Raw genomic sequence first — 21,877 nt, 5'->3', positions numbered from 1 at the left:
TAAATCAAAGATGTTGTACACAGGACATGGCAACACCATCTGTGGAGAGCTTTGTAACGCTTCTCTTAAGTACATAAGAACCCCACTGCTTTAGCAGTGGGAGTAGTCAGGAATAACTTCTCTGCATTATGTTCAAATTAAGGCTTATAAAGTTGGGGATGACAATTTGTTAAAATGTATACCATGTATATAGTTGATTAAAGGTAATCCTGGGCGACTCTGGGAAAGCGCCCAGTCGGAACGGAAATCAACCCCACGTTATGATGATGAGCATAAAAATAAAGCACAAATCTCAATTTCCAGACACAATTAGGGCTATCTATAACTTCTTTCAAGAAATGTTTTCTGTAGCGAAAGCGAAGCGTCAGAAGTCTCCCGCCTCTATCGGTGGTGAGACTGACCTGTATCGGTAAAAACGCCACGTCCTGTGGCATTACCGAAATGACCGACATCGTGTCGGCCCTCATGTTGTTGCTGTCGCTACGTTAGCACTGCGCTTTCGCATAAAAAACATCTGCTGCTGTCGCTGCGCTTTCGCGCAAAAAACATCTGCAGGCCTAAGCCCAAAGCCGATTCCGGACGTAATTATGCCGATTCATAATAGATTAGATGTCTAGAAAAAGGAAATTTGCATTGTGCTGTAAACTATGCTATCCTTATGGTAATAATTTGTTGATATTTTTCCAGCAAAAGAGTGGGACCTTCCCGCTCTTTTCTGTTGTTATACCGTAGCAAAACAAATTTTGACTAACAGCAGGTAAGACCGTTAAATTTCACCAAAGCTACTGGTGGAATTTCTGTTTTATTACGCCAGATTTTGATAGATACAGGAGGAAACAATGAGCAAAGTACCATCTTTAATTGAAGAGCTCGCTAAACCGATTGTTGAAGAGTTGAATCTTGAGCTTGTAGATGTCGAGTTCGTAAAAGAAGGACGTAACTGGTTTTTACGTGTTTATGTGGATACACCTGAGGGTGGAATTGACATTGAACAATGTGCTCAAGTTAGTGAACGACTAAGTTTGCTATTGGATGAAAATGATCCAATTACACAAAACTATTATTTAGAAGTTTCTTCACCTGGAGCAGAACGTCCATTAAAAAAAGATACTGATTTTGAAAAAGCGATTGGCAAATTTATTTATGTTAAAACCTATGAGTCCATCAAGGACATGAAGGAATTCCAAGGCTACTTAACGTCATATGATGAACATACATTAGTGATGGAAGTACGCATTAAAACGCGTAAAATTACAATAACGATTGAACAAGAAAAAATCGCATTGGCACGACTTGCCATCGATTTTTAAGCATATTGCATATTTAGGAGTGAAAACAAAAATGAGTAGTGATTTGTTAGATGCGCTAAATGCGCTAGAAGAACAAAAAGGAATTTCAAGAGATGTGTTAATTGAAGCAATAGAAGCGGCATTAGTTACAGCTTACAAACGCAACTTCAATCAAGCACAAAATGTTCGTGTGGACTTAAATTTAGATAAGGGCTCTATTCGTGTCTTTTCACGTAAAGATGTTGTTGAAGAAGTAGAAGATGAACGCTTACAAATCTCTGTAGAAGATGCCAAGGCAATCAACCCTGCATATCAATTAGAAGATATCGTGGAGCAGGAAGTGACACCTCGAAACTTTGGTCGTATTGCTGCACAGACAGCGAAACAAGTTGTTACACAACGTGTGCGCGAAGCAGAACGTGGCCTAATTTACGAGCAATATGTGGACCGTGAAGATGATATCGTAACTGGTGTAGTTGAGCGTCTAGATGCTCGTAATATTTACGTAGGTTTAGGAAAAGTAGAGGCTGCATTACCACAAAACGAACAAATTCAAGGTGAAACATATCATCCACACGATCGCATTAAGGTCTATATTACAAAAGTTGAACGTACAACACGCGGACCACAAGTAATTGTTTCACGTACACATCCTGGTTTATTACGCCGCTTATTTGAAATGGAAGTACCTGAAATCTACGAAGGTATCGTAGAAATTAAATCAATCGCTCGTGAAGCAGGGGACCGTTCTAAGATCTCTGTTTATGCACATAACGAAGAGGTAGATCCAGTAGGTTCATGTGTAGGGGCAAAAGGCGCTCGTGTGCAAACAATTGTAAATGAATTGAACGGCGAAAAAATCGATATCGTTGAATGGTCAGAAGATCCAGTTGTGTTTGTAGCAAATGCTCTCAGCCCATCAAAGGTTTTAGATGTTCAAGTAAATGAAGAAGAAAAATCTACTACAGTTGTTGTTCCAGACTATCAATTATCACTAGCAATTGGTAAACGTGGTCAAAATGCTCGTTTAGCTGCCAAGCTAACTGGCTGGAAAATTGATATTAAGAGTGAAACAGATGCTCGTGAGTTAGGTATTTATCCATCTGCTACAAGCACTTTCATACCTGCTGAGGATGAAGAAAGTGATTTTGATGATGTGGCAGTTGACTTATATCAAGACGACGAAGAATAAGTAAGAAAGCCCGTGTGACTGGTTAACTACCATTATTCAGTAGGCGTTGGGCTGCGCCGACTGAATAATGGCAGAGCCTACAATGGAAAATATTACGGTAATAAATTAAAATGCAAGTATATAACCAATGTAGTGCATGGCTAGTCCACCTCTTACGACAAGCTTCAGAGAGGAAAGGTGATTCTTATGGCTATTAATAAAAAAGTACCTCTTCGAAAATGTGTAGCTACTGGAGAAATGCTACAAAAGAAAGAAATGATTCGTGTCGTTCGTTCGAAAGAGGGCGAGGTAAGTGTAGATGTCTCCGGGAAAAAACCTGGACGTGGTGCCTATGTCTCTAAATCGGAGGAAGCGATTGAAATCGCCCGAAAGAAAAATGTTTTAGGGCATCAACTTGATGTGAAAATCCCTGAAGAAATCTACGATGAACTTATATTGTTGATTCGTAGGGAGTCTATACTATGATCAATCAAGCAGTGCATAATTTGCTTGGAATAGCGGCAAGAGCCCGTAAAGTCATTTCAGGGGAAGAGTTAGTAGTAAAGGAAGTTCGCAATGGTAATGCTAAGCTAGTACTGCTTGCAAACGATGCTTCTAAAAACTCTAGCAAAAAAATTCAAGATAAATGCACGTACTACAACGTTGAGTATCATGTAATTGGTGATCGTTATGATCTAGGACATGCTACAGGTAAAGAGGCCCGAGTGGCTTTAGCTATTACCGATAAAGGTTTTGCAAGCAAATTGTCTAGTCTACTCAACGAAAAATAATCGGGGGTGAGCAGATGACCAAAATCAGAGTTCATGAATATGCGAAACAAGTGAATAAAACGAGTAAAGAGGTTATTGAAGCACTAAATAAATTAAATGTGAGCGTAACAAATCATATGTCAATGTTAGAAAAAGACATAGTGACAAAGTTAAACCAAACATTTAAAAATATTAAAGATGTGAAGCAACCTACTCAAAATGTATCGCAAAAACAACAGCAACCGGTAAAAAAGCAAGAAGGGCAAAAGCAACAATCTGCTACTTCTAAGCCTAAAACAAGTAATCAGCAACAAACGCGTCAAAACTCAAATTCGTCTAACGAAAAATCTAAGAATACAAAAGGTAGTCAAAATCGAAATATGACAAATAATAACAATAATAATAATAATAATAATCGCAGAGGTGGCGGAGGTTACAACCAACGTCCAAGACCAGGAATCCATGGCGGAAAACGTCGCCATCCAAAAACACACCAACCAAGTCAGCCAATGAAACAAAAGGAATTACCAGAAAAAATTACTTTTGTTGAATCACTTTCTGTAGCAGAATTAGCTAAAAAATTACACCGTGAACCATCAGAAGTTATTAAAAAATTATTTATGCTTGGTGTAATGGCAACAATTAACCAAGAATTAGATAAGGATGCAATTGAATTAATTTGCGCAGACTATGGTGTAGAAGTTGAAGAAGAAATTCGTGTAGATATTACGGATTTAGAAACACACTTCGAACAAACAGAAGAAGTTAACGAGGAGAACTTATCAGAACGTCCTCCTGTAGTGACAATTATGGGACACGTTGACCATGGTAAAACTACATTGTTAGACTCTATTCGTAATACTAAAGTTACCGCTGGAGAGGCTGGAGGTATCACTCAGCATATCGGTGCGTATCAAGTAACTGAAGGCGACAAAAAAATTACTTTCCTTGATACACCAGGACACGCTGCGTTTACAACTATGCGCGCGCGCGGTGCGAAAATAACGGACTTAACGATTTTAGTGGTAGCTGCGGATGATGGCGTTATGCCACAAACAGTAGAAGCAATTAACCACGCAAAAGCAGCAGAAGTACCAATTATTGTTGCAGTTAACAAGATGGATAAACCTTCAGCTAATCCAGACCGTGTGATGCAAGAGTTAACAGAGCATGGCCTAGTTCCTGAAGCTTGGGGCGGCGAAACTATTTTCGTACCAATCTCTGCATTAAAAGGCGAAGGCATTGACACATTACTTGAAATGATTTTACTTGTCGCTGAAGTTGGGGAACTAAAAGCGAACCCTAATCGCTTAGCACTTGGTACAGTAATTGAAGCACAGCTAGATAAAGGTCGAGGCTCTGTAGCAACGCTTTTAGTACAAGATGGAACATTAAAAGTTGGGGACCCAATTGTTGTTGGCCATACTTATGGTCGTGTACGTGCTATGGTGAATGACAAAGGCCGTCGTGGGAAAGAAGCTGGACCATCAACGCCAGTAGAAATCACAGGTTTAAATGATGTACCACAAGCTGGCGACCGTTTCGTTGTCTTTGAAGACGAAAAAACAGCACGTCAAGTTGGAGAAACTCGTGCAATGTCAGCGATTCAAGCACAACGTTCAGAAAAACAACGCGTAACGCTTGATAACTTATTCGAACAAATGAGTCAAGGCGAAATGAAAGAGCTTAACTTAATTGTTAAGGCTGACGTTCAAGGTACTGTAGAAGCTATGGCTGCATCATTAATGAAAATTGATGTTGAAGGCGTAAACGTGAAAATTATTCACACTGGTGCTGGAGCGATTACAGAATCAGATATTTCTCTTGCTGCGGCTTCAAATGCAATTGTTATCGGCTTCAACGTTCGTCCAGATGTCAATGCAAAACGTGCAGCAGAAGAAGAGGGCGTAGATATTCGTCTACACCGCATTATCTATAAAGTAATCGAAGAAATTGAACAAGCAATGAAAGGTATGCTTGATCCAGAATTCGAAGAAAAAATTATTGGTCAAGCAGAAGTTCGACAAACAATTAAAGTATCAAAAGTTGGTACAATTGCTGGTTCATACGTAACAGAAGGTAAAGTAACTCGTGATTCAGGCGTACGTGTGATTCGCGATAACGTAGTAATTTTTGAAGGTGAATTAGATACACTTAAACGTTTCAAAGATGAAGTAAAAGAAGTTGCCAGAGGTTACGAATGTGGTATTACAATTACAAACTTCAACGATATTAAAGAAGGCGACATTATTGAAGCCTATATTATGGAAGAAGTTAAACGTGCTTAATGATTGTTTATGCAGAGGTTGAATTTATTATTCAAACTGCCCATTCGTTGAAGGAAAAACGTGCTGTCTTACAGCGTATGATTACCCGCACGAAACAAAAATTTAATGTATCCATTGCGGAAATTGACCATCAAAATGTATGGCAACGCACGAAATTAGCGCTTGTTGCTGTTTCTTCTTCAAAAGAAGCAGCCGAGCGTGAGATTAATCACGCGCTTCACTACTTACAGTCAAATCCATCTTGGGAACAGCTAAATGTGTGGCGAGACTATTTATAAGTAACATTAGAAGTTGTGTTGTATGGTTTACCACCCTTGCATGTAAATATAGGTGCAAGTGAGGACACAACTTTCTGTACATCGAAATTGAGGTGACAAACTATGTCTCTACGCTCAAACCGTGTCGCTGAGCAAATGAAAAAAGAGCTTGGTGATATTATTGGACGTAAAATAAAAGATCCGCGTGTTGGTTTCGTTACTGTTACTGGTGTTGAGGTGACAGGTGATTTACAGCAAGCGACAATTTATATTACAACTCTAGGCAATGAACGTGAAAAAGAGGAAACACTAAAAGCTTTATTAAAGGCTGCTGGTTTCATTCGCTCAGAAATCGGTTCACGAATCCGTTTACGTCGTACACCAGAACTAATTTTTGAATTCGATTCATCTATTGAATATGGGAACCGTATTGATACATTGCTACGTGGTTTACACGAAGAATAAGCTTAACTTAAAAAAGTCTGCCATATGCATGTTCATGCAGGCAGGCTTTTTATATTGATTTGAAAAATAACAAGGCATTTAAAAAGTAACGGACAATTAAAATAGGCTAAAAATGAATTGATTTTAGGAGGAAATGTATGAACGGTATTTTACCGCTTTGGAAGGAACGCGGCATGACAAGTCATGATTGCGTCTTTAAATTACGAAAAATTTTACGCACCAAAAAAGTTGGACATACAGGCACACTTGATCCAGGTGTTGAGGGAGTTCTCCCGATTTGTATCGGTCAAGCAACACGCATCGCAGAATATTTAACGGATGCAGGAAAAACCTATGAAGCCGTTATTTCAATTGGTCGTACAACGACAACTGAAGATGCAGAAGGAGAGACGGTTGAGCAAAATAGTATGAATAAAAAGTTCACACGTACTCAATTACAAGAAGTTTTAGCTTCGCTAACAGGTGTGATTCAACAAACGCCACCGATGTTTTCAGCTGTCAAAGTAAATGGTAAACGTCTCTATGAATATGCCCGAAAAGGCGAAATTGTCGAAAGACCTACACGACAAGTTACTATTTATGCATTAGAACTACTAGATGATGTAGAAATATATGAAGGGGAAGAAATTACATTCCCAGTACGTATAGAGTGTAGTAAAGGGACGTATATTCGAACACTAGCTGTGCAAATCGGAGCGGCACTTGGCTATCCAGCACATATGAAAGAGCTCGTACGTACAGCCTCAGGTACATTTACGCAAGAGAATTGCTTTACGTTGGCACAAGTTGCTGAACTGATGGAAGCTGAACAAATTGATACATGCATTTTACCAGTTGAGTATGCATTAACAGATTATCCATTTATTGAAATAACTTCTGCTAATGAAAAAGAAATTTTCAATGGACAAGTGCTTCCCGCAGATGCATTATTAAAGATACATGATAAAATTGTTTTTGGAATCAATGGGAAAGCAATTGCGGTCTATCAAGCCCATCCTACAAAGGAAGGGTTTATGAAGCCACATAAGATGTTTCCGACGATAGAGTAGGAGGATTTTTTGTATGGAGGTCATTCATTTAAAATACCCACACCAGCTACAGCAACGAGAAAGCATGCAAGCATATTCATTGGCACTTGGTTTTTTTGATGGTGTACATAGAGGGCATCAGGAAGTAATTAAGGCAGCGAAGGAAGAAGGAGACAAACGTCAAATTCCAACGGCTGTTATGACATTCGATCCACATCCTTCTTTAGTGCTTGGCGGACGTAACGAAAAAGTATTTTATATAACGTTATTACAGCAAAAATTGCAACTTTTTGAAGAACAAGGTGTTGATACAGCATTTGTTGTCCATTTCACATCTGATTTTGCAAAGCTTTCACCTGATGCATTTATTGATACATTTATTCGTGGGTTGAATATTCAACATGTTACAGCTGGCTTTGACTATTCTTTTGGTGCATTCGGTAAAGGTAAAATGGAAGATATGCGTGCATTGAGTAATGGAGATTACGGCGTAACGGTTGTTGAAAAGAAAACTGACGATATCGAAAAAATTAGCTCTACACGTATCCGAAAGCTATTGCAAGAGGGAGATATGGAAGCAGCAAGATTGCTCCTAGGACGACCATTTGAAATTACGGGTATCGTTGTACATGGTGATAAAAGAGGACGCACAATAGGTTTCCCAACTGCTAATGTCCAAGCGTTAGAGGGGACTTATATTCCAGCAAGCGGTGTGTATGCGGTTCGATTACTTGTACAAAATAACTGGTATGATGGTGTATGTAATGTAGGCTATAAACCAACATTTAAAGATCCAAATGACAAGCAATTATCCATCGAAGTCCATATATTAAACTTCGAAAAAAATATCTACGGTGAAGAAGTGCATGTCGCTTGGTATAAACGTATAAGAAGTGAACGAAAATTCGATGGGATCGAAGCTTTGAAAGCACAAATCCAAAATGATAAACAGGAAGCAATTAAATATTTTGCAACTATTACCAAAGGTTAAAGCGTACACCATGAGTTGATTGGAGTGGAGACTGGGCGACTCCTTGGGGATCAGCGGCTCATCGGACGCCCCCAGGAAGCTTTGCTCTGTGCGAAAGCGAAGCGTCAGCGACAAATGTTTTATCTGCGCGAAAGCGAAGCGTCAGCGACAAAGCGCTCAGTCGGAACGGAAATCAACCCCACGTTATGGAGATGAGCTTAAATCTGCTTTAGCCTATGAATAGGCGCTTACGTTAACACTTGCTAGACCTTTTGATTTATGGTAACATTCATAAGTGCATAATATGCTTAACCTTAGCTCGGTATATCGATGACTCCAACGTTTACTGTGCTAATGGGGATTAACAATTATTTAGGAGGTCCATACAAATGGCTATTTCAAAAGAACGTAAAAACGAACTAATTGCTGAGTACCGTACTCACGAAAGTGACACTGGTTCTCCAGAAGTACAAGTTGCAGTATTAACAGAGGAAATTAACGCTCTAAATGCTCACTTACGTACACACAAAAAAGATTTCCACTCTGAGCGTGGTCTTCTTAAAATGGTAGGTCGTCGTCGTCACCTATTAAAATATCTTCGTGAAACTGACGTACAACGTTACCGTGAACTAATCACTCGTTTAGGCTTACGTCGCTAATTGTCGATCGAAAAGCGGGATTAATCCCGCTTTTTCTTTATGTTTATAAACATTAAGAAGACGGATTGAGAAAAAAAGCATATATGACATGAATTTCAAGCAAAAAAACATCGTTTCAATCAAGTATAGAAATAAATCCTAAATAAATTGGCAATAACTGAATTTAAATGTATGATTATTTAATGAAATATTTAGCATAGAACAAGCATTTTTGGTACACTTACTATTAGTACATACAGACGAAGTAAGTGTTTTTATAATAGAGAGGGGTTCATTGAATGAACGAAAAGAAAGTCTATTCCTATGAATGGGCTGGCCGTCCACTAGTAATCGAAGTTGGACAGTTAGCAAAACAAGCAAATGGGGCCGTATTAGTACGCTATGGTGATACATCAGTACTTTCAACAGCAACAATGTCAAAATCACCGAAACCACTTGATTTCTTCCCATTAACAGTAAACTATGAAGAACGTTTATACGCAGCAGGTAAAATTCCTGGTGGCTTTATTAAACGTGAAGGCCGTCCGTCTGAAAAAGCAATACTAGCAAGCCGTTTAATCGACCGTCCGATTCGTCCGATGTTCCCAGACGGTTTCCGTAATGAAGTACAAGCGATTTCGATGGTCATGTCTAACGATCCAGATTGCACGTCTGAAATGGCTGCAATGGTTGGTTCATCATTAGCGTTAGCTATTTCAGATATTCCATTCGGCGGACCGATTGCAGGTGTACAAGTTGGATATATCGACGGTAAATTTATCGTGAACCCAACAGTGGAACAATCTAATCAATCAACAGTCCATTTATCTGTAGCAGGTAACAAGGATGCTATCAACATGGTTGAAGCAGGTGCACTAGAAGTACCGGAAGAAATAATGCTAGAAGCTATTATGTTCGGTCATGAAGAAATCAAAAAAATTATTGCTCTCCAAGAGCAAATCGTTGCAGAAGTAGGAAAAGAAAAATTACCTGTAACATTATTTGAAATTGATGAAGCGATTCAAGCAGATATAAAAGCAACTTGTGAGACTGACATGCATGATGCTATTCAAACAGCTGAAAAACATGCACGTGATGAGGCTATTAAAGCAGTAAAAGATCGTGTTATTGCTTCTTATGAAGAGCAAGAAGCTGATGAAGTAACAATGAAGCAAGTTCATACAATTCTAGATAAAATGGTTAAAGACGAAGTACGTCGTCAGATCACAGAAGATAAAGTTCGTCCAGATGGTCGTAAGTTAGACGAAATCCGTCCACTTTCTTCTGAAACAGGCTTATTGCAACGTACTCATGGTTCAGCATTATTTACGCGTGGACAAACACAGGCCCTTTCTATTTGTACATTAGGTGCACTTGGGGATGTACAAATTATCGACGGTTTAGGTGTAGAAGAATCAAAACGCTTTATGCATCACTATAACTTCCCACAATTCTCTGTAGGGGAAACTGGCCCAATTCGTGGACCAGGTCGTCGTGAAATCGGTCATGGTGCATTAGGAGAACGTGCTCTTGATGCGGTTATTCCAGATGAATCTGTATTCCCATATACAATCCGTTGTGTATCGGAAGTACTTGAATCAAACGGTTCTACATCTCAAGCTTCTATCTGTGCTTCAACGTTAGCGATGATGGATGCTGGTGTTCCATTAAAGGCTCCTGTAGCAGGTATTGCAATGGGTCTTATTAAAAAAGGAGAACACTACTCTATTTTAACTGATATTCAAGGTATGGAAGACCACCTTGGAGATATGGACTTTAAAGTTGCAGGTACAGCTAAAGGTGTAACAGCACTTCAAATGGACATTAAAATTGATGGTTTATCACGCAATATTTTAGAAGAAGCATTAACACAAGCTAAAATTGGTCGTATGCACATTTTAGAATCAATGCTTGCTACTCTTGCAGACCCACGTGAAAAATTATCTAAATTTGCACCGAAAATTGTGATCGTGAAGATTAATCCTGATAAAATTCGCGATGTCATCGGACCTGGTGGTAAACAAATTAACAAAATTATTGAAGAAACTGGCGTAAAAATTGATACAGAGCAAGATGGTACAATTTACATCTCTTCTGCAGATGAAGAAATGAACGCTCGTGCAAAACAAATTATCGAAGACATCGTACGTGAAGCAAAAGTTGGCGAGTATTACTTATCAACAGTTAAACGTATTGAAAAATTCGGTGCGTTCTGTGAAATATTCCCAGGTAAAGATGGTTTACTTCACATCTCTGAAATTCAAGAGGAACGTACAAAACAAGTTGAAGATGTCTTAAAACTTGGCGATCAATTACTTGTAAAAGTTATTGAAATTGACAAGCAAGGTCGTGTGAATTTATCTCGTAAAGTAGTGATCCAAGAGGAAAAAGAACGCGCTGAGCAAGATAAATAATAAATTGTAGAAAAGGCTGCGTATAATGCGCAGCCTTTTTTAAATCAAGTATAAGGAATTTGGTTCAATAAGGGATATTTTGGGGGAAGCTTCACATTATGGTTCATCATAAAAGTCGTGGATGACTTTTAGTAAAACGTATACTATGTAAATAAGTTGATTGGAGTGGAGAATGGTTGGGGATTAGCGATAGAGGAACGAAGGCTAAAACCATCACATCCTGTGATAACGCCTTCGTGACCAACATCGTGTTGGCCCGAGACCCTGGAGCGAGCATCGCGAGTGAAGCGGCTCATCGGACGCCCCCAGGAAGCTCTGCTCTGCGCGAAAGCGAAGCGTCAGCGGCAAATGTTTTCTGTAGCGAAAGCAAAGCGGCAGCTACAAAGCGCCCAGTCGGAACGGAAATCAACCACACGTTTTGGTGATGATCCCACATTATGCCTTTGATATAGAACCAGAGATAAATTGGGGGAGATTTTTTGGTACAAGTACATACATGTCAGAATGGTGTGCGTATTGTGTCTGAGCAAATCGATCATGTAAGATCCGTTGCGCTAGGCATTTTTGTTAATGCAGGATCTCGTTATGAGCTATCTGAGGAAAATGGGATTACGCATTTTATCGAACATATGCTTTTTAAAGGGACAAAAACTCGAACAGCTCGCCAAATTGCAGAAGAATTTGACCGTATTGGTGGAGAGTTAAATGCTTTTACATCCAAGGAAAACACTTGTTATTATGCAAAGGTTTTAGACCATCATGCTGAGCTTGCAGTTGCAATATTAGCGGATATGTTCTTTAATTCTACGTTTGCAGAGGAAGAGTTAGAGAAGGAAAGACAAGTTGTACTAGAGGAAATACTAATGAGTGAAGACGCACCTGATGACGATGTTCATGAAAAGCTATGGGAAGTCATGTATCCAAACGATGCACTGGGTCGTCCAATACTAGGAACTGCGACTACTTTAAAAACATTTACAGCAGATATGATACGTAACTATATGGCTAAACATTATGGTCCAGAATCAGTTGTTATTTCAATAGCGGGAAATATCTCTACAAAGCTTATACAAACAATTGAAGATTTATTTGGCCAATATCAGCCATCTCCACTTGTGGTTGAGCCTGTGCTAATGAATCCTCATTTTTATCCAGGAGAGATTTCAAAAACTCGCGATACGGAGCAAGCGCATTTAGCCATTTCTTATCCAGCAATTGGTGTAAAAGATCCAGATATGTATAGCTTTATTGCACTTAATAATATTATTGGTGGTAATATGAGCTCTCGTCTGTTCCAAGAAGTACGCGAAGAACGTGGTTTAGCCTATTCAATATTTTCTTACCAATCCTGTTATGCAGATGTTGGCGCATTTACGATTTATGGTAGTACAAGTCGTCAGCAATTATCACAGCTTCAACATACAATTGATGCGACATTACTTGATGTCGTAGCAGGTGGCGTGACTGAGGAAGAACTTATGAATGCGAAGGAGCAGCTGAAGGGTAGTTTTGTACTCGGTCTAGAGGGGACAGGCGCTCGTATGAATCGCAACGGTACAAGTGAGTTAGTGCATCGCAGACATCGTTCTGTAGACGAAGTATTAGCGTCCATCGATGCCGTATCAATAGACTCGATTGATCGCTTAATAGCAAAAATCTTGAAAGCTGAGCCAGCTATTTCAATTATTGGCCCGGAAGCTTAAAATACAAGGAGCACAAAACTATTGCTATAGTTTGTGCTCCTTTTTTAATTGAAAAATCTTATGTTTATCACTGACATCGTTTTTTCATAATAGGAGATCTCGATAGCTTTCGAGGTTCTCCTTTTTTAGTTGAAAATGCTCATTATCAATTAGAAGTTGATATTATCAATAAAGTTTGATAGTATAATTGATATTGAAAATCATTATCAATTAAATTGGAGGCAAGTATTAGTATGAAAAATTGGTTAGGTATAGGGCTTCTAGCATTATCACTTACATTATTTGGATGCTCACAACAAGAAAAAGAGGAAAATAAGGAGACACAAAAAGACAGGATATCACAGCAACAGGAAATATCAGAATCAACAAAAGTACAAGAGGGGAAATTTGAAGATGGTGTAAATGAGGAGGCATTTCAAAAAGCACTAGCTAGTTTACCAGCAAAAGTTCCTGAAAAAATCGTTACTACATCGGTTCCTTTAACAGAGATGCTACATCTCTTTGATATTACACCTGTAGGCGTTCCAACATCGACAAATCCGATTCCAGCAGATTTCGATGCTATTACACGAATTGGGTCACCTATGGCACCTGATTTAGAAATTATTTCAAGTTTACAAACTGACTTAATAATTGGGGCTTCTTCTCTACAAAGTTCACTGGATCAAGCACTTCAGGGAATGAATTTACCAACAGCCTATCTACCGACAGATTCATATGATGACTTGAAATTGAGCTTCAAGGTACTTGGTACATATTTTGGAAAAGAAGAAGAAATGAATAAAGTACTACAAAATATTGTTACAAAGGAAAAGGAACTTGAAACAAAAGCACAAGGAAAGAAACTTCCATCTGTCATGCTTGTTATCGGAACATCTGATTCCTTTATGGTTATGAATGAAAAGTCTTATCTAGGTAGTTTAGTTGAGCGTTTAGGCGCGGATAATATCGCTAAATCAGTGTTAAAAGCAGAATCAACTTATTCAGCAATGAATCTAGAGGACATTGTTGTTGCTGATCCAGATATTATTTTCGTATTAGCATCAGGCGACCATGGAGCAAACGAAGATAAATTCAAACAAGAGATTGAGAAAAATAGTGCGTGGAAACAACTCTCAGCTTATAAAAATGACAAGATTCACATGCTTGATTATAGTACGTTCGGTGTAACATCCATTTCTAATGTTGAGACAGCACTTACGACAATCGCAGATAATTTCTATAAATAACAATGAGGTAAACCTATGATAAGTACAAGAAGAAGTCACATCATTATTATCATGACCTTTGTGCTAACAATGTTAGCAGCTATCGTTGCGATAGGGCTAGGGAGTGTACATATTACAATCCCAGATATTTTAACAACAATTGTCAATGGTCGTGATAGTGATGGCATATATACTACAATTATTTGGGATATTCGTCTTCCACGTGTTTTACTAGCGCTTATAATAGGTGCTAATATTGCGATCTCTGGTGCATTATTGCAGGCAGTAATGGGAAATCCATTAGCTGATCCAGGATTGACAGGTGTTACGAGTGGAGCAGCAGCATTTGTTTTAATCATTCTATTAGCAAATCCAGAATTCACTCATCTAATCCCAGCCGCAGCCTTTATTGGTGGTTTAATTGCTGCAACTATAATTTATGCACTTGCCTGGCGACGAACAGGCATTACTCCGATTACTATTATTTTGTCAGGAGTTGCAGTGAATGCACTGTGTGGTGGAGTTATTGGATTTTTATCGATTCTTTATAGTGATCGACTACCATCAGCAGTGCAATGGATGAATGGTAGTTTAGCAACCAAGGGAAATGCATCACTGCAAATGATTTATTTTCACGCAATAATAGGTTGGATCGTGTCCATCTTTGCAATACGCAAGGCAAATATTATACGTTTAGGAGATCAAGTGGCAGTAAATTTAGGGGAAAATGTAACTCGTATTCGTATTATGTTATCTATTTTAGCAGTATTTTTAGCGGCTATCTCGGTAGCTGCAGTCGGAATGATTGGCTTTATTGGCTTAATCGTACCGCATATGGCTCGAATGCTTGTAGGCACAGATTATAAATATCTACTACCCATGAGTATGGCAATGGGGGCTATTGTGTTACTTATTGCTGATACTGGTGGACGAACATTGTTTGCGCCACTCGATATTCCAGCGGGTATTCTAATGTCTGTCATTGGTGGGCCTTACTTCTTATATTTAATGCGAAAGAAGGCGTTTTAATGTTAAAAATTGAACAGCTATCTGTCCGCTATGAACAAAAGGAAGTTGTCCATAATTTTTCTTTTGAAGTTGCAAAAGGTGAGGTGCTATCCATTATCGGACCCAATGGTTCTGGAAAATCTACTATTTTAAAGGCTATTGCACGTATGCAGCCTTATAATGAAGGAACAATTATCTTTGATGGCGAAAATATACGTCGACTCTCGTCCAAAGACATAGCAAGAAAAATGTGCATGTTGAGTCAAAAAAATCAGGCTCCAACTGATATATCTGTTAAAAACCTAGTGGCATATGGTCGATATCCACATAAAAAGTGGTTTGAGCGCTTAAATGCAGAGGATGAGGCTATTATTGATTGGGCTCTAGAGAAAACACATCTCACACATTACAGAGAAAAACCTATTGCAGCTTTATCGGGAGGTGAAGCACAGCGAGCTTGGATAGCAATGGCTTTAGCGCAGCGACCGCAAATTTTATTATTGGATGAACCAACGACATACTTAGATATCGCACACCAGCATGAAGTTCTAGAATTAGTGAGAGAGCTAAATTATGAAATGGGTATGACGGTTGTGATGGTGCTCCATGATTTAAATCAAGCATCTAGCTATAGTGATAAAATCGTAGTTGTAAAAGATGGTCACCGCGCCCAAGTTGGCACACCTGAAGAGGTAATGACCGAACAGATGATTCAGCATATATACCGAATGGATGCAGAAATCCAATATGTATCATGGGATAGTGCTCCACGGATTCAATTAAAAAGTACTGTCAAGGCGTAGGAGGAAATAGGATGCAAAAAGAAATTGATATTGAGCAAGTAAAGCAAGGCTATGAAACATTTATTCAAGAAAAAAAAAGCTGTGTGTTAAGTCTAGTGGATGGTGAAGGGAAACCTTTTAGTAGCACTACTCCATTTGTGCGTGTGAATGGTAAATTTTACGTCTATATTAGTCGTATCGCAGAGCATTTTCAACTCATGGAGCAAGCTCAACTTGTAGATGTACTTTGCGTGGCAGATGAGGCAGTAACACCAAATCCATTTGCAGCAGAACGAGCACGTTGGCAATGTAAACCAAAACATTTAGGGAATGAAGGATATGAGGACGTATTTGCAGCCTTCAATAAATTGCATAATGCTAAAATGATGGAGCTGTTACGTACACTTGATTTCTCGCTATTTGAGCTCACACCATTGGAAGGGCGCTACGTGGTAGGCTTCGGTAAGGCATTTACAATTGATATAGCGAATGATATGTTAGTCCATGTAGTAATTGATAAAAAATAGGTTGCCCTTTTTCGGCAACCTAATTTTTTCTATTCTTTAAAAACCTCTCATGCTAAATATAATGTCCCCTTTTGAAATTGGGAAAGTATTTGCATCCCAAATGCTTTGTTCCAGCACGAAGGTCTATGTTTTTATTTGACGTTGAATCGACATTAAATCTTTTAAGATAAGACCAGCAATGTTCAAATACTACCTTTCACATTGAATAGCATGACATCTTCTATTGAAGGCTGTACTTCATTTTTTAGAATTAAGGCTTCTATAACAAAGTTTCCATTGCGTTTTCTTATAATGGTATGTTCTGGTATTGCACTTACTTCCTCTTTATTGTCTTTAAATATTCCGTACTCGTAGAGCAGTACGTCTTTACCTTCACTAAATAAAATTTCCTCATTATAAATGAATGTAATATATATTCAGCAATCTTTTCTAAACCGCTTGTTATGTGTTGCATCCTACATAAATGTTTAACATCACGAATTATAGGATCTAGACTACTCGTTGATCATTTAAAATTAACCATTTTGGATGGCCACGACAATGCTAATGCGATGGACAACTTCATCCTCATTCCTCAGGGTAATTCTTTTCTCTTCTCTTCTCCCCCTCAGGAAGCAAATCGTTCGAAATAATAGCATGAATTCCACATTTTTGATACTTTTTCATAAATATGTCGAGCTACGTCGCATTAAGCTTTTTAGACATATGTAAATCGTCAAAAACCACACCGATGTCGTTTTTTATCGATAATCTATGTTCGACAACATCTTTGCTGAATAGCGAAATTTCCACATATTCTTTTTTTAGTAAGTTGAGCATGTTGTCCTCCTCCAAAATGAAAGTAGCTCCTGATATTGACGTAATAATTCCTGACGTAGAAAATCTTGATTTCGTTCTGTAGATAAATCCACCTCGCTCTATTTCAGTGGATGTTTGGACACCCACTGAAAAGTGACTTAAAACCGTATTCATCTCATCACCTATAGAGGTGATGACTTCTGTAACTGACGCTTCGCTTGCGTTACAAAAGACATTTGTAGCTGACGCTTTGCTTTCGCTACACAAAACACTTGTAGCTGACGCTTTGCTTTCGCTACACAAAACACTTGTAGCTGACGCTTTGCTTTCGCTACACAAAACACTTGCTGAAAGAAGTTAAATCCTTTGCAAGTGCACGAATAGATGGTAGTGCGTCTCCTGCCTGTAATTTATTGGCTAGTATCGCTTCCTTAAGCTGCATAAATGGGTTTATCACTGGCGTTGCTTACATGGATATGCACAAATTCCGCACCTCACACATCCGTATATATACATTATTTACAGATATGCGGGTAAATGCACATTTCCTACTTTGGGTAAGGGTCACGAATTGCGAAAACTCAGCATATATTGGGGTAACGGTTCAAGGAGGGAGATGAGGGATGCTATTATCAGAGATGGTGGATAAAGAGTTAATTCAAGTTGAGGGTGGCGTACACTTTGGCATATTGGCACATACGGAATGTCTATTAGATGTGCAAACAGGAAAGATTCATGGTTTTGAGATTGTTAAAGATAAATTGCCATTCCAAAAAAAGAAAGTGAAAATTAGTGAAATGATACCTTGGCATGAAATTATACTAATTGGTGAAGATCGGATTTTATTTAACAAAACAACGACAGTGCAGTCAGACTTTTTACAGTGAGGTGAGCTTTTGGAAAATGAAAAATGGCTTGTTATCGGTGAGGATCTAAGGTTAAAGGAATTAGCTACCATGCTAAGAAGCCCATCGAGAACGGTATTTTATAAAAGAACATCAGTTTGGAATGAAGAGTTAAATAAGCTTGTATTAGAATTCCAACCAAATAGAATTATTCTTCCTATTCTTCCACTAAAAATTGAAGTGGAACAGCTTTATGGGATATCTCAAGTTAAGTTTTATACAGGGCGTTTAACTATGCATTGGAAGCAATTGCTTGAGAAAAATGAAACAAATTGCTATTTACAACAAGAATCATTTATATGGCAAAATGCAAGATTAACGGCTGAGGGATTTATCGCCACGTTTTACGGACTCGAGCAAAAATGTATTTACGGACAAAACTTTACGATCGCAGGATTTGGGCGCACAGCCAAAATGCTCGCTTCTTTACTCGTCAAGATGGGCGCTAATGTCCATATAGTAGCGCGTTCAGTTGTACAAGTGAGTGAAGCAAAAGCATATGGTTATAAAGCTACGGATTTAGATGACCGCAAATGGACAATTAATGATGGAATTTTTATCAATACGATTCCAGCTAAGTGGATTACTGAGTCCTTCCAAGAACATGTCCCAGCTGTACTATATGATCTGGCTTCAGAGCCTGGCTGTTTAGATATAGACGCTGAACAATTACAAACGTACGTGCTATTGCCATCATTACCTGGGAAATACTTTGCACATGATGCAGCGACAATATTGTGCAAGGCAATAGAGGAGGAAGAAGATTGCTAACGGGGAAACGAATTGGTTTAGGTATTACAGCCTCTCACTGTACGTATGAGGAAGTAGTACCTAAAATCCAAAACTTTATAGATGTAGGAGCAACAGTTATTCCAATAATTACACACTCCGTTTTACATGCGGCTACGCGTTTTGGTACTGGGGAGGAGTGGATTGCAAAAATAGAGGAATTAACTGGAGAAAAGGTTGTTTCTTCTATTAAAGAGGCAGAACCATTTGGACCATCCAATCCATTGGATGCGATGGTTATAGCGCCGATGACAGGGAATAGTATTAGTAAATTTGCAAATGCAGCAACGGATAGTCCGGTATTGATGGCTGCGAAGGCAACATTGCGTAACGGTTCGCCTGTTGTTCTAGGCATATCAACAAATGATGCTCTTGGCTTAAATGGTATGAATATAATGAGGCTGCTAAATGCTAAAGACATTTATTTTATTCCATTCGGGCAGGACTCACCACATTCAAAACCCAATTCTTTGATTGCTGATTTTGATCAAATGGTCGCGACTGTTCATGAAGCGATTACGGAGAGAAAGCAATTACAGCCACTGTTGGTACAATATTTTAAATAATTCATGAATTACACACAATTTTCAGTATTTTTGTGATACAATAGCACACATTATGTAACTTGCATTCAAGGAGAGATGACAGATGACAAAGCAGTTAACAGTTGCGGTAGTTGGAGCAACAGGGGCAGTAGGCACAAAAATGATGGAACAGCTAATTAAACGAAATTTTCCAATCGGGGATATTAAGTTTTTAGCTTCGGCACGTTCAGCAGGGAAACCAATCGAATTTAATGGTAAGACATATACAATTGAAGAAGCGACACCTGAAGCTTTTGAAGGCGTCAATGTCGCTTTATTCTCAGCTGGTGGTTCGGTATCAGCGGTGCTGGCGCCAGAAGCGGCAAAACGCGGTGCAGTAGTTATCGATAACACGAGCCATTTCCGCATGGATCCAGAGGTACCACTAGTTGTTCCTGAAGTAAATCGTGGTGACCTTGCTAAGCATAAAGGGATTATTGCGAATCCAAACTGCTCTACGATTCAAATGATGGCTGCACTTGAACCTATTCGTCATGCATTTGGCTTAACAAAAATTATTGTATCAACATATCAAGCTGTTTCAGGTGCAGGTATTTCTGCTATTCAGGAATTAAAGGCACAAAGTGAAAATTGGGATGCAGGTAAGGATGTAGAAGCAAATATTTTACCTTCTGGTAGCGACAAACGTCATTATCCAATCGCTCGTAATGTCATTCCACAAATCGATAAATTTACAGACAATGGCTTTACATACGAAGAAATGAAAATGATTAATGAAACGAAGAAAATTATGCATGCACCAGAGCTAAAAGTAGCTGCAACTTGTGTTCGCGTGCCAGTCGTTTCAGGACACTCCGAATCGGTTTATCTTGAAGTAGAAAAAGAAGCAACGGTACAGGAGATTTTTGAAGTATTACGCAATGCGCCTGGTGTAGTATTACAAGATGATATCGCAACACAAACTTACCCAATGCCTATCTATGCAGTAGGGGAAGATGCTACTTTTGTAGGTCGTATTCGTCAAGATTTAGACAATAAAAAAGGATTCCACTTATGGATCGTTTCTGACAATCTTTTGAAAGGCGCTGCATTAAACTCTATTCAAATTGCTGAAGCAATGCTAGAGGATAACTTACTATAAGAGGGGTGTAAGGATGAATTTAGGTCGAATTGGAACGGCGATGATTACGCCGTTTAAAGAAGATGGCACGATTAATTATCCAGAACTAGAACGTATTATTAATCACTTGATTGATAATGGTACAGATTGTATTGTCGCATGCGGCACAACCTCTGAAAACCCAACAATGTCCACAGAAGAAAAAATTGAAGTTGTACGCTTTACAGTAGAAAAAGTAGCAGGTCGTGTACCGGTTATTGCAGGTACAGGTGATAACGAAACTGCTTACTCTATAGCAATGACGCACAAGGCTGAAGAAAATGGTGCAGATGGTATCATGCTTGTAGCACCATATTATAATAAGCCAAATCAACGCGGTATTTTTGCGCACTTTGAAACGATTGCAAAAGAAACAAGTTTACCTGTCATGCTTTATAACGTGCCAGGACGTACAGGTGTCAATGTTGCCTATGAAACTTCCGTAGCTTTAAGTAAAATTTCTAATATTGCTTGGATTAAAGAAGCGAGTGGCAATTTAGATCAAATGGGCGATATTATTGAGAATGTTGATTCAGAGGATCATTTCTTAGTGTATAGTGGGGATGATGGTTTAACACTTCCGCTACTAACAATCGGCGGAGCAGGAATTATTTCAGTAGCTGCTCATGTTGTTGGAAATGATATGCAATTAATGATTAAAGCGTTTGAAGAAGGAAATCACGAGCTAGCAGCCAAAATTCACCGAGCATTACTACCACTTGTACGTGCGCTGTTCGCACAGCCAAACCCATCGCCTGTAAAATACGCGATGACCAAATTGGGCTTTGATACACTTAATGTTCGTCTGCCAATGATGGAAATGACAGATGAAGAAAAAGCAAACTTTGATCGGATTTGGGATACGTATCAAGAAAAAGCGAGAAGCTTTAGAAAAGTAAGTACCTTTAGTTAATTTGTAATTGAAGCTAACTAATAGTAAAACCTCAGACCGTAGACAAACTTGAGATTTTTTAGTTTGTTTATGGTCTTTTTTCTTTTGTAAGAAATATAGAGGAATAAGACCGTTACTCCGGAGGGAGGCCCCTCATGGAAGATAGTATCCGCTCAGGTAGAAAAAGAGAACTGCTCAGGTAAGATTGAAATCCTCTCAAGCGCTTTAACAACCTTACATAGAATGGCTTACAAACGGCTTTATATCCCAT

At 38.8% G+C, this 21,877-nt stretch carries 22 protein-coding genes; 21 read left to right on the top strand and 1 reads right to left on the bottom strand.

The genetic code is table 11. The features are described from left to right. Positions 1-839 precede the first annotated feature (839 nt). The 16 genes from rimP (at position 840) to ACFXN8_RS17325 (ending at position 16,518) form a co-directional block, all read left to right on the top strand. Positions 840-1,310: a ribosome maturation factor RimP gene (gene rimP / locus ACFXN8_RS17400; protein WP_376069220.1), complete on the top strand. Its 471-nt coding sequence runs from the start codon at positions 840-842 to the stop codon at positions 1,308-1,310. A 31-nt stretch (positions 1,311-1,341) separates the two neighbouring features. Next, on the top strand, positions 1,342-2,481 hold the full coding sequence (gene nusA, locus ACFXN8_RS17395) for a transcription termination factor NusA (RefSeq protein ID WP_376069222.1): 1,140 nt from the start codon (positions 1,342-1,344) through the stop codon (positions 2,479-2,481). Positions 2,482-2,667: 186 nt separating this feature from the next. Then, a complete protein-coding gene (rnpM, locus tag ACFXN8_RS17390) occupies positions 2,668-2,946 on the top strand; it encodes an RNase P modulator RnpM (protein WP_376069225.1) in 279 nt (92 codons plus the stop codon). Next, positions 2,943-3,251, top strand: coding sequence for a YlxQ family RNA-binding protein (locus ACFXN8_RS17385; protein WP_053483263.1), 309 nt, complete (start codon positions 2,943-2,945; stop codon positions 3,249-3,251). The genes rnpM and ACFXN8_RS17385 overlap by 4 nt, the downstream gene beginning before the upstream one ends. Before the next feature lie 14 nt (positions 3,252-3,265). Continuing rightward, positions 3,266-5,518: a translation initiation factor IF-2 gene (gene infB / locus ACFXN8_RS17380; RefSeq protein ID WP_386846819.1), complete on the top strand. Its 2,253-nt coding sequence runs from the start codon at positions 3,266-3,268 to the stop codon at positions 5,516-5,518. Next, positions 5,518-5,796, top strand: a complete 279-nt coding sequence (locus ACFXN8_RS17375; RefSeq protein ID WP_004225006.1) for a DUF503 domain-containing protein — start codon at positions 5,518-5,520, stop codon at positions 5,794-5,796. The genes infB and ACFXN8_RS17375 overlap by 1 nt, the downstream gene beginning before the upstream one ends. A gap of 102 nt (positions 5,797-5,898) precedes the next feature. After that, positions 5,899-6,240: a 30S ribosome-binding factor RbfA gene (gene rbfA / locus ACFXN8_RS17370; RefSeq protein WP_376069230.1), complete on the top strand. Its 342-nt coding sequence runs from the start codon at positions 5,899-5,901 to the stop codon at positions 6,238-6,240. Positions 6,241-6,377: 137 nt separating this feature from the next. Then, a complete protein-coding gene (gene truB / locus ACFXN8_RS17365) occupies positions 6,378-7,289 on the top strand; it encodes a tRNA pseudouridine(55) synthase TruB (RefSeq protein WP_386846816.1) in 912 nt (303 codons plus the stop codon). A 13-nt stretch (positions 7,290-7,302) separates the two neighbouring features. Next, the gene (gene ribF / locus ACFXN8_RS17360) at positions 7,303-8,259 is read left to right on the top strand and encodes a riboflavin biosynthesis protein RibF (protein ID WP_376069236.1); all 957 of its coding nucleotides are present in this window, start codon (positions 7,303-7,305) and stop codon (positions 8,257-8,259) included. A gap of 368 nt (positions 8,260-8,627) precedes the next feature. Beyond that, complete coding sequence (rpsO, locus tag ACFXN8_RS17355; protein WP_376069241.1) at positions 8,628-8,897, top strand: 30S ribosomal protein S15; 270 nt, start codon at positions 8,628-8,630, stop codon at positions 8,895-8,897. Positions 8,898-9,175: 278 nt separating this feature from the next. Next, complete coding sequence (gene pnp, locus ACFXN8_RS17350) at positions 9,176-11,290, top strand: polyribonucleotide nucleotidyltransferase (protein WP_386846813.1); 2,115 nt, start codon at positions 9,176-9,178, stop codon at positions 11,288-11,290. A 479-nt stretch (positions 11,291-11,769) separates the two neighbouring features. Then, a complete protein-coding gene (locus ACFXN8_RS17345) occupies positions 11,770-12,993 on the top strand; it encodes a M16 family metallopeptidase (protein ID WP_386846811.1) in 1,224 nt (407 codons plus the stop codon). Between the two features lie 233 nt (positions 12,994-13,226). Next, entirely contained in the window at positions 13,227-14,222 is a 996-nt protein-coding gene (locus ACFXN8_RS17340; protein WP_386846809.1) for an ABC transporter substrate-binding protein, read from the top strand. 15 nt (positions 14,223-14,237) lie between these two features. Then, positions 14,238-15,230, top strand: a complete 993-nt coding sequence (locus ACFXN8_RS17335) for a FecCD family ABC transporter permease (protein ID WP_386846807.1) — start codon at positions 14,238-14,240, stop codon at positions 15,228-15,230. After that, the gene (locus ACFXN8_RS17330; protein WP_386846805.1) at positions 15,230-16,012 is read left to right on the top strand and encodes an ABC transporter ATP-binding protein; all 783 of its coding nucleotides are present in this window, start codon (positions 15,230-15,232) and stop codon (positions 16,010-16,012) included. Before ACFXN8_RS17335 ends, ACFXN8_RS17330 begins: the two co-directional genes overlap by 1 nt. An 11-nt stretch (positions 16,013-16,023) precedes the next feature. Next, positions 16,024-16,518, top strand: a complete 495-nt coding sequence (locus ACFXN8_RS17325; protein ID WP_386846803.1) for a HugZ family pyridoxamine 5'-phosphate oxidase — start codon at positions 16,024-16,026, stop codon at positions 16,516-16,518. Between the two features lie 678 nt (positions 16,519-17,196). On the opposite strand, the gene ACFXN8_RS17320 is transcribed toward ACFXN8_RS17325, so the two are convergent. After that, a complete protein-coding gene (locus ACFXN8_RS17320) occupies positions 17,197-17,337 on the bottom strand; it encodes a hypothetical protein (RefSeq protein WP_386846801.1) in 141 nt (46 codons plus the stop codon). A 602-nt stretch (positions 17,338-17,939) separates the two neighbouring features. Here ACFXN8_RS17320 and ACFXN8_RS17315 point away from each other — a divergent pair. From ACFXN8_RS17315 to dapA, 5 genes are all read left to right on the top strand, one after another. Next, a complete protein-coding gene (locus ACFXN8_RS17315) occupies positions 17,940-18,203 on the top strand; it encodes a YlmC/YmxH family sporulation protein (protein WP_376069266.1) in 264 nt (87 codons plus the stop codon). A gap of 9 nt (positions 18,204-18,212) precedes the next feature. Further along, positions 18,213-18,992, top strand: coding sequence for a dipicolinate synthase (locus ACFXN8_RS17310; protein ID WP_386846799.1), 780 nt, complete (start codon positions 18,213-18,215; stop codon positions 18,990-18,992). Continuing rightward, positions 18,986-19,576, top strand: coding sequence for a dipicolinate synthase subunit B (locus tag ACFXN8_RS17305; protein ID WP_376069271.1), 591 nt, complete (start codon positions 18,986-18,988; stop codon positions 19,574-19,576). The genes ACFXN8_RS17310 and ACFXN8_RS17305 overlap by 7 nt, the downstream gene beginning before the upstream one ends. 82 nt (positions 19,577-19,658) lie before the next feature. After that, the gene (locus tag ACFXN8_RS17300) at positions 19,659-20,696 is read left to right on the top strand and encodes an aspartate-semialdehyde dehydrogenase (protein WP_376069274.1); all 1,038 of its coding nucleotides are present in this window, start codon (positions 19,659-19,661) and stop codon (positions 20,694-20,696) included. Between the two features lie 13 nt (positions 20,697-20,709). Further along, positions 20,710-21,627 (top strand): 4-hydroxy-tetrahydrodipicolinate synthase, encoded by a 918-nt coding sequence (dapA, locus tag ACFXN8_RS17295; RefSeq protein WP_386846796.1) that lies wholly within the window; start codon positions 20,710-20,712, stop codon positions 21,625-21,627. Positions 21,628-21,877: the final 250 nt, after the last annotated feature.

Origin of the sequence: Lysinibacillus sp. NPDC059133 (genome assembly GCF_042755925.1) — a bacterium.
GTDB lineage: Bacteria > Bacillota > Bacilli > Bacillales_A > Planococcaceae > Lysinibacillus.
The sequence above is the reverse complement of the archived record's forward strand: the minus strand, read 5'-3'. Positions and strand labels throughout refer to the sequence as shown.

Excerpts from the sequence above, each read along its gene's own strand:
- rimP (WP_376069220.1), top strand. The coding sequence starts at position 840 with ATGAGCAAAGTACCATCTTTAATTGAAGAGCTCGCTAAACCGATTGTT.
- nusA (WP_376069222.1), top strand. The coding sequence starts at position 1,342 with ATGAGTAGTGATTTGTTAGATGCGCTAAATGCGCTAGAAGAACAAAAA.
- rnpM (WP_376069225.1), top strand. The coding sequence starts at position 2,668 with ATGGCTATTAATAAAAAAGTACCTCTTCGAAAATGTGTAGCTACTGGA.
- ACFXN8_RS17385 (WP_053483263.1), top strand. The coding sequence starts at position 2,943 with ATGATCAATCAAGCAGTGCATAATTTGCTTGGAATAGCGGCAAGAGCC.
- infB (WP_386846819.1), top strand. The coding sequence starts at position 3,266 with ATGACCAAAATCAGAGTTCATGAATATGCGAAACAAGTGAATAAAACG.
- ACFXN8_RS17375 (WP_004225006.1), top strand. The coding sequence starts at position 5,518 with ATGATTGTTTATGCAGAGGTTGAATTTATTATTCAAACTGCCCATTCG.
- rbfA (WP_376069230.1), top strand. The coding sequence starts at position 5,899 with ATGTCTCTACGCTCAAACCGTGTCGCTGAGCAAATGAAAAAAGAGCTT.
- truB (WP_386846816.1), top strand. The coding sequence starts at position 6,378 with ATGAACGGTATTTTACCGCTTTGGAAGGAACGCGGCATGACAAGTCAT.
- ribF (WP_376069236.1), top strand. The coding sequence starts at position 7,303 with ATGGAGGTCATTCATTTAAAATACCCACACCAGCTACAGCAACGAGAA.
- rpsO (WP_376069241.1), top strand. The coding sequence starts at position 8,628 with ATGGCTATTTCAAAAGAACGTAAAAACGAACTAATTGCTGAGTACCGT.
- pnp (WP_386846813.1), top strand. The coding sequence starts at position 9,176 with ATGAACGAAAAGAAAGTCTATTCCTATGAATGGGCTGGCCGTCCACTA.
- ACFXN8_RS17340 (WP_386846809.1), top strand. The coding sequence starts at position 13,227 with ATGAAAAATTGGTTAGGTATAGGGCTTCTAGCATTATCACTTACATTA.
- ACFXN8_RS17335 (WP_386846807.1), top strand. The coding sequence starts at position 14,238 with ATGATAAGTACAAGAAGAAGTCACATCATTATTATCATGACCTTTGTG.
- ACFXN8_RS17330 (WP_386846805.1), top strand. The coding sequence starts at position 15,230 with ATGTTAAAAATTGAACAGCTATCTGTCCGCTATGAACAAAAGGAAGTT.
- ACFXN8_RS17325 (WP_386846803.1), top strand. The coding sequence starts at position 16,024 with ATGCAAAAAGAAATTGATATTGAGCAAGTAAAGCAAGGCTATGAAACA.
- ACFXN8_RS17320 (WP_386846801.1), bottom strand. The coding sequence starts at position 17,337 with ATGCTCAACTTACTAAAAAAAGAATATGTGGAAATTTCGCTATTCAGC.
- ACFXN8_RS17315 (WP_376069266.1), top strand. The coding sequence starts at position 17,940 with ATGCTATTATCAGAGATGGTGGATAAAGAGTTAATTCAAGTTGAGGGT.
- ACFXN8_RS17300 (WP_376069274.1), top strand. The coding sequence starts at position 19,659 with ATGACAAAGCAGTTAACAGTTGCGGTAGTTGGAGCAACAGGGGCAGTA.
- dapA (WP_386846796.1), top strand. The coding sequence starts at position 20,710 with ATGAATTTAGGTCGAATTGGAACGGCGATGATTACGCCGTTTAAAGAA.